The sequence below is a fragment of the Aeribacillus sp. FSL W8-0870 genome, from assembly GCF_037963755.1.
GTDB lineage: Bacteria > Bacillota > Bacilli > Bacillales > Aeribacillaceae > Aeribacillus > Aeribacillus composti.
The window spans coordinates 3,344,394-3,356,433 of record NZ_CP150165.1 but is presented as its reverse complement, the minus strand read 5'-3'; the positions used below and the strand labels follow the sequence as shown (position 1 = coordinate 3,356,433).

Below are 12,040 nucleotides of genomic sequence, written 5' to 3'. Positions count from 1 at the left end.
TTCATAAAAGAGAGGGTTTTTCATGGGGCAACAAACAATTATCCTCGATGGCAAGTCACTCACGATTCAACAAGTTGCTCAAGTTGCTGAACAAAAGGCTGAAGTAGAAATCAGCCAGGAGGCTATGGAACGGCTTCATGCTGCCAGAGAGTTAGTGTTGAATTGGGATTCGGTCCATGCCCCTGTTTATGGATTTAATACAGGGGTTGGGATTAATAAAGATCGTCAGGTGCATGAAAAACAATATGAGCAATTCAATAGAAGTTTAATTTTATCCCACTGTATTGGTGTAAAGCCGGAAGCAGATGAGAAGACGGTTAGAGCCGCGATGCTCATTCGTTTAAATACATTGTTATTAGGTTATACCGGCGTACAGCCGGAAATAGCACAAATGTACAAACGCTTTTTAAATGAGGGAATTCATCCGGTCATACCAGAAAGAGCCTCTGTTGGGGCAGCGGATTTGGGAAATCTAGCTCATATCGGATTAGCTATGATTGGCGAGGGAGAAGTCGTTTATCGGGGAAAAAGAATGAATGCAAGCGAGGCGCTGAAGAAGGCGGGTATAAAATCAATTGTTCTCGGTCCGAAAGATGGCTTAGCCATTGCCAGCTCTAATGCTTTTGCTGCAGCCAAGGCATCGCTGCTGCTGAATGAAGTTAAACAATTAATCGACTTGTCCGACATTGTATTTGCTCTTTCTCTCGAAGGGTTGAACGGCAATATTTCCCCTTTAGATGAGTCTGTTTTAAGAATACGGCCTTTCCCTGGAAATTTAGCAAGTGCCGGATTAATAAAGGCTTGTCTTGAAGGAAGCTATTTGTCGTTGCAGCACTTAAATCGGCCGCTTCAGGATCCGCTAAGCTTCAGAGGAGCTTTCGCCGTGCACGGCGCTGTTAGGGATGCGATCGATTATACTGAACAAAATCTGCTCATACAATTAAATTCAAGCGATGATAATCCATGTGTTCTGGTGGATGAACAGCGGATATTGTCATGTTCCAATTACGAAGTAACGACTTGGGTGCTGGCAATTGAAATGCTTGGACAGGCTCTTGCACATTTGTCCAAAATATCTTGTTTCCGTACGATCAAATTGTCATCACCCAATTTTTCAGGACTGCCGCGCTTTTTATCTCCTGATAACGGTCAAAACGTATTGGCTTTTAGTACAATTCAAAAAACCTTTGCGGCGCTTGACGCAGAAATTCGCCATCTGTCTAATCCAATAAATGCTGATTTTATAGCGTTATCAGGGGAAATTGAAGATCATGCCAACAATTCTGTTCAAGTGGTTGACAAAACAGCAAAAATAGTTGATAACTTGTATTACATTTTGGGAATAGAAGCGATGCATGCTGCTCAGGCGATTGATTTGAGAAAAGATATAAGTCTTGGTCATGGAACGGAAGTGGCATATAAGATGATCAGGCAGGAAGTCCCTTTTTTAGATGCTGACAGAAACCTGTCAGTTGATATTGAGAAAATGTACAAGTTGTTGAAGTCAGGAGAAATTTGCCGTGCAGTAAGAGACAAATTAGGGGGAAATTTGTTGGGGCGTTATGAGGTGTCATAATGATCAAGATTAATGTACAGCGATTGATGAAGCATATAAAAGATTTGAGTAAATTTGGTCACGACCCTAATGGAGGCGTGACCAGATTTCCTTTTACAGCCGAGGAACGCGAAGCTAAACAATACATAGTACACTTGATGAAACAAATAGGCTTAGAGATTTACGAAGATGAAATAGGAAATTTATTCGGAAAACGTGTAGGAACTGATTCTGCTTTGCCGTCAATTTTAATCGGCTCCCACTTGGATACAGTGAAAAATGGCGGCATGTTTGATGGTGCCCTTGGGGTATTAGCCGGTATAGAAATATTACAGACGATGATGGAACAAGGCATTCAAACGAGGCATTCCATTTCAGTTGCGGCATTTACTGATGAAGAAGGAGTGCGATTCTCAACCGGTATGCTTGGCAGCCGGGCATTGACGGGGGAATTGCAAGAAGAAGAGCTGTTTCAGTATAAGGATGAAAATGGCATAAGCATTGCTGATGCGATGGTGCAATGTGGATATAATCCGAAATTAGTGCACCGCGCGCGACGTTGCTCTAAAGAATTCAAAGCTTTTCTCGAGCTGCATATTGAACAAGGAAAAGTGCTTGAAAGTGAACAAGCACCTGTAGGAATCGTTACTGGCATTGTAGGTGTCAAATGGTTAAAGGTAACCATTAGAGGAGAAGAGGGACATGCAGGAACGACACCAATGGCGATGCGAAAAGATCCAGTTACAGTAGCCGCCCGTTTAATTGATTTTGTGGAACAAAAAGCACAGCAGAGCGACGGATTGCGAGCAACCGTTGGAAGTATCCGCGTGTTCCCCGGGAGTATAAACGTTATTCCGCGTGAAGTGGAATTATTTTTCGATATTCGTCATCTATCTTGGGAGCTTATTTGTCAAATGGAAGATGATATCCAAATGTTTTTATCTGCATGCTGCAATACAAAAGGCATGACTTTTACAGTAGAAGCGACTCATGAGCTAAAACCGGTTAGCTGCTCTCCTGTATTAATCGAAGCGATACAAACAGCAGCGAAACGAACAGGGACAAAATTTCTGATGCTGCCAAGCGGAGCGGCTCATGATGCTATGATATTAGCTTCTTTAACAAAAATCGGAATGGTATTTGTCCGGTCAAAAGACGGCATCAGCCATAGTCCATTAGAGTGGTCGGATGCTGATGATATTGAAGCAGCCGCCAATATACTGCTGCACGCTCTTTTAGATATCGCCGAAGCTGAAAAAATATGAAAAGATAACATGATCTAGAGAGATTTTTTAACAATTTAGGTTTTTGCCGACGAGTAAATAGTTAGACTATCATTTTGGTTAAAGTTGCAAAAAATCGTATATAGATTTTCTTCTTGGCTGACGGCTTCTTCGCCTTTGGCAGTCCGCTTAAAGCCTCTGAACCCCAACGCTTAGTTCATGAAAAGAGGCCGCTCAGCAAGGAGAACAAATCATCCAGCCATGCGAAGCGGCCTGAAGAAGCTGCTCATTGCATCGCTTTATGGTGAACAGAAAAAACACATTTTTATGGAAGCGGATCTATCATTATTTTTAATAAGATTGTCGATACAACACTTGCTCTCTTGGTATCTTCTCTGCGGTGTGCCTCGGACTCATTTAGCTTCTTTTGAGAGTCCTTAAAAAATAATTTGTTTTTTTCCTCTTGTCATCATTATTCGAAACTATCTTCTTTACCACAATTGATTTATTCTAGGTGCAAAAACCTTTAAAGCCGCCCCGGTATGGAGCGGCCATGTTGTTTTTTTGATCTTTCTCTGCGTATGAATACGTAATTTAGCATGCCAAATTTCTGCTGCAATCCAGTTCCGGCAAGTTGGTCACAGCACTTTCAACGAAAATAACGGTCAGCTTGCTGGAAACGTAAAACTTGAAAGCTAATACACAAACTGCTTAGCGCAGGTACAGCTGTCATTGTGACGGATCACTTGCATTTGGGGGAATGTGTTATCGGATCAGACCCGGTAAATATCGTCACAACTTGTCTGTTCTTATAAAAGTTTATGACTGCTCGGTCTTGACATTGCGGAACCGATTCAAGCCAACGCGGCGGCAAAAGCTGCCGAAATCCTCACCAGGCTCACGCTCGCAAACGAACGCCTCGAGTACAGGTCGGACGGTGTCGACCAGTTGATCGAACGGTACAGTTTCCGTGAATCGTTCGTTTAGTGCTGTGCCGAGTGAATTTCCGCCTAAAAAAATATCATACTTGCCAGGTGCACGGCCGATAAAAGCGATGTTGGCGTTGTACGGGCGCGCACAGCCGTTTGAGCATCCAGTCATGCGGACGGTGATGGTCTCGTCCGAGAGGCCAAGCTCATGAAACAGCTGCTCAAACTGTGGCAACAGATCGGGCAGAGCCCGCTCCGACTCGGCCAGCGCAAGTCCGCAGGTCGGCAGGGCTACACATGCCATTGTATTTTTTCGGACTGTTGATAGCTCATGTGGAAGCGGCACTCCCGCAGAGCGCAATCGCTCTTCAATCGCCGGTCGAAATTCGTCTGGAATGCCGCTCAGGATCACATTTTGCTGCGTGGTGAGGCGAACGGTCGGACGAAATTCGCGCACAATGTTTTGAAGTGCCGATTTCAATTTCATGGTTTCAGTATCTTTAATACGACCATATGGAACGAACAGGCCAAGGTAGCTTATCCCGTCACGCTCACGGTGCCAGCCGAGATGGTCGTGCCCGTTGTGCCATTCCAGCTTTCTCGGTGGCTCTAAAGTACGCCCAAGCCTTGTCTCAACCTCTTGCCGGAACCAATCCAGTCCTCGCCGGTCGATTAAATATTTCATGCGGGCAAAACGGCGGTTTGAGCGATCTCCGAAGTCCCGTTCGATGGTCACAATGGCTACGCAAGTATCAAGGATTGTGTCTACGACATCCTTCCTGGGCACATAACAAAGCGGACTCGCCAGCCTCGGATAAGTTGTCTGAACGACCGCCGTTCGTCCCATACCGCCGCCTACCAGCACAGTATAGCCAGCAACGTGTCCGTTCTCGATATGTGCCACAAGTCCGATGTCATTGTCGTACACATCGATGCAGTTATCTCCTTCCGGTACCATCGCAACCTTGAACTTGCGCGGGAGGTATACATCACCGTACAGCGGCTCCTCAGTCTCTCCATCAGAAAGCTGAACCGGTTCGCCGTCAAGCCAGATTTCGTGATACGCATTTGTCTTAGGACTCAGCCGATCAGTCAGTGCAAGCAGATCTTCCCGCATCTCGGCGCGGAACGGCTCATCGCCTGGCTTTGCGCAACAGATGATGTTCCGCCCCGAATCGCCGCAGGCGCCAAGTGTTGTGATTAGTGATTCGTTCAGCCTTTTTATGGTAGCCTTCAAGTTCCCTTTCAGTATGCCGTGAAGTTGGATGGTTTGACGCGTCGTAATGCGCAGCGTCCCGTATTCCGAATATTCATCGGCTAAGCGATCGAACACCAAATATTGATCCGGATTCAACACCCCGCCTGGTATTCGAGCACGCACCATCATCGAGTAATGCTTCTCTTTGCCTTCTTTCAAAAGCTTGTGCCGCAAATCCCGGTCGTCCTGCTGGTAAACACCGTGAAACTTCAATACCTGTACATTTTCTTCCGAAAACATCGGTTTGCCATCTTGAAGAGCTTCCTTGATTGTCCCTCGTAAATAGCGGCTTTGTCGCTTAATCACTTCGATTTTTGATTCTTTTTTGTTTTGAGTAGACAAATACAATCACTCCTCCCTGAATTCTGATTTGTTTACTATGATATAAAGAAAAAGACGAAAACACACCATCCAAAAGGACGTCAATTTGACCCATCCACTACAAAACTTGTTATATTTTTCAGCCGATCTATATGGTGAGCTGTTAGGAGCAGTCATCAAGAAAGGAGGCGTCTCCATACGGAAATGTGTGCGGATCAGATTCAGGATTTGTGAAATCTGCGTTTGCAGGATCAGGGAAAAAATCGTTCTAGAGGATACAGATTTAATTAACACGCAAAAAAGTAAACGAATGGAATTTCTTTTTTTGCTGTAAAAGTCAGGATAAACATGGTTCTTACGTTCTTTTGGTGAAAAATCGAGGTCATTGATAACACAGAGATAAAAATACTTATTTGTACACTCATTTTCTCCATTAACCTCCTTCCCATCACCAAGATTGAGTAAGAACCATAAACATGTACATTGTTGACTGTTTAAGAGTGTACATGTTTTTTTCTCTTTAAGTGATTTTGATATGTACAATATTAATCAAGGTCGCGCATGTTAAAATCTTGTCCAATCACTTTTGTGCATTCTTAAACTAGCATTTCATTTCTGCCGATTCACCCCGCACCTTTAAATGTAATGAAGGGGGGAATCAGTTTTTTTTATCATGATATTCTTGAAATACCTTCCTATATTGTAATAAAATGAAAATAGATTCATAGAACTTTAGTTCTATCAGGAGGTGGGATGCGAAAAAACTTAGGACTTTTGTATATATGGTCAGGGAAATGAGAATTTCCTTTTTCAACCGGCATGATCCGGTAAGGAAGGGAATTTGCAAACCCTAAAACCTGTGAAAAATGTGCTTGCCCTCATAACAGTGTGTGCATGCTGCAGACAGCTGGCAGAAAACTATATGATTGATCAAATAGTCACTAAATTCAGGTAAAGAGGCATTTGGCAAATAGAACATTTGAAAGAAGAGGGCTGATTTTTATAATAAGATATTTTTGACATTTAAGGCTTAAGCTGACCTCATGATCATGGTAATTGCCGCATGACAAATATGCTCCTGTTCCATGAAGCTTGTACATATCATAGTTTGAAAAAGAGCCAATCACAAAATAAGCAATTTCTTTTATAAAATAATTTCGAATTTTTTCGATATGATAAAAATAGGACTAAAAAATGATACAATGAAAGCGATTATAAAATTGGGAGGGGAAATGAAATGAAAGCAGCAAGATGGCACAACGCTAGAGACATTCGAGTAGAGGAAGTAGAAGAACCGAAAGCAGGGAAAGGAAAAGTAAAAATTAAAGTAGAATGGGCAGGAATTTGCGGAAGCGATTTACACGAATATGCGGCAGGTCCAATTTTTGTTCCTGTTCAAGAGCCTCATCCTGTCAGTAAAGATGTGGCGCCAATTATCATGGGCCACGAATTTTCTGGTCAAGTAGTTGAAGTTGGAGAAGGCGTTACGAAAGTAAAGGTTGGGGATCCTGTCGTTGTAGAACCTATTCTTCGCTGTGGAGAATGCCCAGCTTGTAAAAAAGGTAAGTACAATCTTTGCGAATCTTTAGGATTCCACGGTTTATCCGGTGGCGGCGGCGGATTCTCTGAGTATACTGTCGTTGATGAGCATATGGTGCATAAAATGCCTGAAGGTCTTTCTTATGAACAAGGAGCATTGGTGGAGCCTGCGGCTGTAGCCTTGCATGCTGTTAGATTAAGCAAAATCAAACCTGGCGATAAAGCCGCTGTGTTTGGAACAGGTCCTATAGGTCTTCTTGTGATTGAAGCATTAAAAGCAGCTGGCGCTGCAGAAATTTATGCAGTAGAAGTTTCCAAAGAACGTTTGCAAAAAGCGAAAGAACTCGGTGCTACATCTGTCATCAATCCAATAGAGGAAGATCCGGTTCAAAAGCTTCATGAATTAACCGATGGCGGAGTCGACGTTGCGTTTGAAGTAACGGGAATACCGGCTGTTTTACAACAAGCTATTGACAGCACTGCATTTGAAGGAGAAACAGTCATCGTTAGCATATGGGAAAAAGAAGCGGGCATTCAGCCAAATAATATCGTATTAAAAGAAAGAAATGTAAAAGGAATTATTGCATACCGCGATATCTTCCCTGCTGTAATGGAATTAATGAAACGAGGCTACTTCCAAGCAGAAAAACTCGTTACGAAACGAATTAAGCTAGATGATATTGTAGCAGAAGGATTTGAAACGCTGATAAAAGAAAAAGACCAAGTGAAAATTTTGGTAAAACCAGAATAAACATTTAAGCAGAGTAGGGAGAAAACGGTGCGGACAAGCTGATGCTTCAATAGATGGATGCAATGTGAAAAACGCGGTGCACCGTTTGGCGAGCAGGGAGAAAGTTGCAGGGGATTTGCCGATGCTTAAAAATACATACAAACCAAATAAGTAAGGTTAAATCCCCTCTCTCTATCCAAATTTTTTTTCGGGAGCCTTAATCATTCCATAAAAATTCCGTTGGTTCAAAAACATGTAAATACGTTAAGACATCGGTACTTGGGGGATAATTTTGCCTTCGATACGTTCAAAGATGTCATCTTTAGTCCATGGTTTTTAAGACCAATAATAGCTTTAGAAGGCTCTTTTGAAATTCGGACAAGTTCAGCCACTGTTTTTGCAAGTTCAATTGTTCCACAAGGATAGTTAATCTCTGTAGCCTTTATGCCGTCCATCCAAGCATGAACATGTACAATCGCTCCTACCTCCGGGTGTTCTTTATAAATCATCCAGTGCTCAATAGCGTCGACAGATGCCCTTTTTGGTGTTATATTCGGGGGAACGCTTACTTTCATGGCATTTTTATCAGGATCATATCCACTTATTAAGAGAAAATCTTCACCGACTGTTTTCATATCTGCTTTGTTAATTCCGCTTGCACTCATCCAAAAGCTTTCACTGTCCCGTCTGGCACTGAGGTTTCCATAGCTTAGTCCTCCTAATCCGTAAAGTTTTTTTAAATGGCGAAGACCACGAGGTGTAAGATATTCTTCCGATGGAAATGGAGCGGGAAGTAAATTCATGCGATCAAGCTTTTTTCCGTATTCGCTTAATGATCTCGTAATCTCATCTCCGTTCCACATCTCTTCCGGAAGATCATCATAAAAATTATTGTCAATGACTAACTGCGAAGCTGCGAGCGGTTCCAATCTTTCAAAAATTTGTTTAAAAAATGTTTCTTCTTCTCCTTTTCTATACTCCAATTTATAAATACCTTGTTTAGGTGTAAGAAAATAAATATCTGTTGTTTCATTATCGTTATCTAAGATATACATAAATGATTTGCTAAAGACCTGATTAAATACGGATAGGCTGATTTCCTAAAGGTAAAAGATGTAAAAACGGGGAAAGTGTCAATCCGAAAAAAAGGGGTAGCTTTTTCGGGTTAAAAACAGGAGCGCCTGTTCTTCCGGTTGCGATTATTTGTCTAGATGCGAAAAAGTGGATTCGAAAGCCAGTAAAAGTTGTTGTTGGGCCAATGATGTATTTAGATGAACTTGAAAGTTCCATTTATACTGCATTTGCTGAGGCTGTTATGAAACTTATGATGGTGTTGCAGCAATCAAAAAAGGTTAGTCTCCCATAGCTAGAACTGATTTAGCAGGAAGAAATCAAAAATTTCCTCGAAATCTAACAGGAGGAACGGCATAGAAGCTACCATCGAAACTCAGCGAATGTGTTTGTAAATGGCTACATTTAACCATATTATTATATTAAAAAAGGGGAAAAGGGATTCTTCCTTTCCAAACAGGAGACTGCCCTATCTATCTTGCATTACACACAAAATTCTTGACGGTACCGTAAAGGACGTAAACGACATTTAGTTAGCAAATATTGATGATAACGATAACATCAAAATTTTTTTGTACTAATAAAAATAGAATGCCAAGCCATTATTAGTGTAAAAACCACTCTCCGATCAGTACTTGAAGCAAATCAGTACTCTTTTTCCACCGCTTAATCCTGTTAAGCGTAAATCCAAACAAAAGGCGGCAGATCAGAATAAAAATTGTTGCTTTGGAACAAGCCGCAAAACACTTAACGGATGGATAAATGGAAATTATATGTGGTAGCAGGAAATTAAATCAAGGGGTGTACAATAGTATAGCTTCAATATAAGCGGAGCAAATTTTCAAGCAAAAAACGGGCAACTCCATAAGGAAGCTGTCGACCGCATAAATGTATTAACTTAAGAAAACGGAAATGAAAAACGACGAATCCTTGAAAACGGGAATCGGAATCTCCTAAATCTCCGAAAACGAAATGGGAAATGCCCAAACCCTCCGAATCCACCGAAAGGAGATCCGAATCCACCAAAGCCAAATTGTCTTTCTTCTTCGTTATCTTCTTCTCGTTGGTCGCCAATAGGTACTAATAAATAGGCATGATCATTATCGGCTTTATCAATAATGCCATCATACATTTTTCCATCGTCCATTTCCAGCAAGACGTAATAATGCTTATGTCTTTTGCAAAAATCATGCTTGCTCACATGGTGATCATAATGATCCCGATCATGCATATTTTCTTCATACGGCTCCTGAGGATTCGCATATGGAACTTGATGATCTAGGTTATAAGTATAGTTCGAGTTATAATCATATTGCATGTTGATTTCTCCTTTCCTGAAATTCGATTATATTGTATTCACCTAATTTTTCTTTGCTACAAAAAATAACATTTGATTGGATATGTCAAGCAATCATCCCTTTTGCAACATAATACAACTCCTTCAATCTATGTCTCATTCATTTTTTCTGCAAAGATAGTAAAGAAGTTTTTTCTTTTGTCTTTTGTTACTCATCAAAAAATTTTTTAAAGGATTGCCAGTAAACTGAGGAAAAAACAAAGATCAATTCCTTGTATTTCAAGTGATAGCCGACGGTCATTGGGGATTTTTCCCATTGACAGCATAAATGGAGTTGTGTGAATAGATTCCTGTAAATAGGAGAAAATTGTAATAAAATAGATAGAGAATTTACAAAAAACTTGGCAAGACAGTGCATGGGAACATCTTTCATTTGAATGTGCAAACGAGATGAATGTATCAACGGATTGGTAACCAAGCAGGAAAGTGGTTGAACCGCTTAATCGGCAAACAAGCAGTTGTTGCTTTCTAATCCATCTAGAAAACTTCCGACAACCTTCTTCTGTACAAGAAGCTTCATCGAGAAACACCCACCTCTAAACGAAGTAAATGTGGAGATGATAAAACCATGCCAAATAAAACGGTTTTGGCATAATATATAAAACTTTCATATCTTTAATAAAGGAAAGATCTTTAGTATGTATTATTTTATCGTCAATAAAATCTCAGGAAACGGAAAAGGATTAAAAGTTTGGAAAAAGACTGAAAAGTTGCTGCAAGAAAAACAGATAAATTATCAAGTGCGCTTTACCAATCGTCCAAAACATGCAGCAGAAATTGCTAAGGAGTTGTCTTCTGAAAAATGTTATGCTGTTGTAGCCGTAGGAGGAGATGGTACAATCCATGATGTTGCTAACGGGTTAATCAATTCGAATATACCTTTGGGTGTTATTCCTGCAGGATCGGGAAACGATTTTGCAAGGGCTCTTGATATACCAAAGGACTATAAAAAGGCTTTAAAACGTATTTTAATGGGAAAACAAAGAAAAATTGATATTGGAAGAATTGGCAACGAATACTTCATTACTGTAATGGGGATCGGTTTTGACGGTAAAGTCGCCGAGATAAACAATGGCTCGAAATATAAAAATTGGCTGAATTTTATTAGATTAGGTAATCTTTCATATGGACTTAGCTTCTTGCATGTTTTATTAAAATATCGTCCTGTCAGCATTCAATTAATGGTTGATGGGGAGAAACTAGTTTTTTGTAATGTATGGTTAATTGCAATTGCCAATATCTCAAACTATGCGGAGGTATTAAAATATGTCCAAATGCTTGTTATAATGATGGACTATTTGACATTTGTATAGTACACGGCATGAATAAATGGGAGCTGTTGCGCACTTTTCCAAAGGCGTTTAAAGGCAAACATATACTACATCCTGGTGTAACCATGATAACAGGAAAACAAGTGGAAGTTATCTCCGAATTACCTGTTATTGTGCAAGGAGATGGCGAGATTCTCACTAAAACTCCGATGAGTGTGACGATTCAAAGAGGTGGGTTGCTTATCATTTAAATAGTGGCCGGTCATTGTAAAGATTAATGATCTTAGTGAGAACACGAATTAGGTATTTCTGTTTAGGAAGTCATTCATCATAATTAGTATAAAAATGGAAAAACAATTTAATACACATGCATTCCAAGTCTTTTCTTGTTAACTTATAAGGGATGTAAATGTCTCTCAATAAAAAGATTTTCTTAAGATAGCTTTATTATCAATTTGAAAATTGGGGAATTATAAAATCGTTATTGGACTTTAAATGCAAAAGTTATTTACTGAATGTTTGTAAATATAATAAATTTTAATCTTTTCAACGTTGCAGATATATTAGTTTTAGGCCAAAAAAAACAGTCAGGAAATTAAAATCTTTGGAAGATGTGGCGAGTTTCTGATATTTTTCGTACAAGTTTGTATTTTTTCTCAGAGTTCATGAGCGTTTGTACATTTGATTTCGCTAACGAACTGTTTGATGATTACAGCTTACTCATAACGCATTTTTTATGGATTTTAGTCTATTACTATATTAATCTGTGTCTCTTTTTTAATCTAA

7 protein-coding genes and 1 pseudogene are annotated in these 12,040 nt (G+C 40.3%); 5 read left to right on the top strand and 3 right to left on the bottom strand.

What is annotated here, in order from left to right:
• Positions 1 to 22: 22 nt before the first annotated feature.
• Both NSU02_RS16320 and NSU02_RS16315 read left to right on the top strand, forming a co-directional pair.
• Complete coding sequence (locus tag NSU02_RS16320; protein ID WP_339193303.1) at positions 23 to 1,576, top strand: aromatic amino acid ammonia-lyase; 1,554 nt, start codon at positions 23 to 25, stop codon at positions 1,574 to 1,576.
• The gene (locus NSU02_RS16315; RefSeq protein ID WP_339193302.1) at positions 1,576 to 2,820 is read left to right on the top strand and encodes a Zn-dependent hydrolase; all 1,245 of its coding nucleotides are present in this window, start codon (positions 1,576 to 1,578) and stop codon (positions 2,818 to 2,820) included. Before NSU02_RS16320 ends, NSU02_RS16315 begins: the two co-directional genes overlap by 1 nt.
• Before the next feature lie 777 nt (positions 2,821 to 3,597).
• On the opposite strand, the gene NSU02_RS16310 is transcribed toward NSU02_RS16315, so the two are convergent.
• Positions 3,598 to 5,307, bottom strand: coding sequence for an NADPH-dependent assimilatory sulfite reductase hemoprotein subunit (locus NSU02_RS16310; protein ID WP_339193301.1), 1,710 nt, complete (start codon positions 5,305 to 5,307; stop codon positions 3,598 to 3,600).
• Between the two features lie 1,216 nt (positions 5,308 to 6,523).
• Here NSU02_RS16310 and NSU02_RS16305 point away from each other — a divergent pair.
• The gene (locus tag NSU02_RS16305; protein WP_094244530.1) at positions 6,524 to 7,576 is read left to right on the top strand and encodes a 2,3-butanediol dehydrogenase; all 1,053 of its coding nucleotides are present in this window, start codon (positions 6,524 to 6,526) and stop codon (positions 7,574 to 7,576) included.
• Between the two features lie 243 nt (positions 7,577 to 7,819).
• Here NSU02_RS16305 and NSU02_RS16300 read toward each other — a convergent pair.
• Both NSU02_RS16300 and NSU02_RS16295 read right to left on the bottom strand, forming a co-directional pair.
• Positions 7,820 to 8,654 (bottom strand): annotated as a pseudogene (locus tag NSU02_RS16300) (class II aldolase/adducin family protein); the annotation flags it as partial.
• Between the two features lie 870 nt (positions 8,655 to 9,524).
• On the bottom strand, positions 9,525 to 9,944 hold the full coding sequence (locus NSU02_RS16295; protein WP_339193299.1) for a hypothetical protein: 420 nt from the start codon (positions 9,942 to 9,944) through the stop codon (positions 9,525 to 9,527).
• Between the two features lie 677 nt (positions 9,945 to 10,621).
• Between NSU02_RS16295 and NSU02_RS16290 the strand changes: the two genes are divergently transcribed.
• Together NSU02_RS16290 and NSU02_RS16285 are read left to right on the top strand one after the other, a co-directional pair.
• On the top strand, positions 10,622 to 11,296 hold the full coding sequence (locus NSU02_RS16290) for a YegS/Rv2252/BmrU family lipid kinase (protein WP_327856733.1): 675 nt from the start codon (positions 10,622 to 10,624) through the stop codon (positions 11,294 to 11,296).
• The gene (locus tag NSU02_RS16285; protein WP_327856734.1) at positions 11,200 to 11,505 is read left to right on the top strand and encodes a hypothetical protein; all 306 of its coding nucleotides are present in this window, start codon (positions 11,200 to 11,202) and stop codon (positions 11,503 to 11,505) included. Before NSU02_RS16290 ends, NSU02_RS16285 begins: the two co-directional genes overlap by 97 nt.
• Positions 11,506 to 12,040: the final 535 nt, after the last annotated feature.

What these genes read in the sequence shown, in the direction of transcription:
- NSU02_RS16320 (WP_339193303.1), top strand. Translation starts at nt 23, where the DNA reads ATGGGGCAACAAACAATTATCCTCGATGGCAAGTCACTCACGATTCAA.
- NSU02_RS16315 (WP_339193302.1), top strand. Translation starts at nt 1,576, where the DNA reads ATGATCAAGATTAATGTACAGCGATTGATGAAGCATATAAAAGATTTG.
- NSU02_RS16305 (WP_094244530.1), top strand. Translation starts at nt 6,524, where the DNA reads ATGAAAGCAGCAAGATGGCACAACGCTAGAGACATTCGAGTAGAGGAA.
- NSU02_RS16295 (WP_339193299.1), bottom strand. Translation starts at nt 9,944, where the DNA reads ATGCAATATGATTATAACTCGAACTATACTTATAACCTAGATCATCAA.
- NSU02_RS16290 (WP_327856733.1), top strand. Translation starts at nt 10,622, where the DNA reads ATGTATTATTTTATCGTCAATAAAATCTCAGGAAACGGAAAAGGATTA.
- NSU02_RS16285 (WP_327856734.1), top strand. Translation starts at nt 11,200, where the DNA reads ATGGTTAATTGCAATTGCCAATATCTCAAACTATGCGGAGGTATTAAA.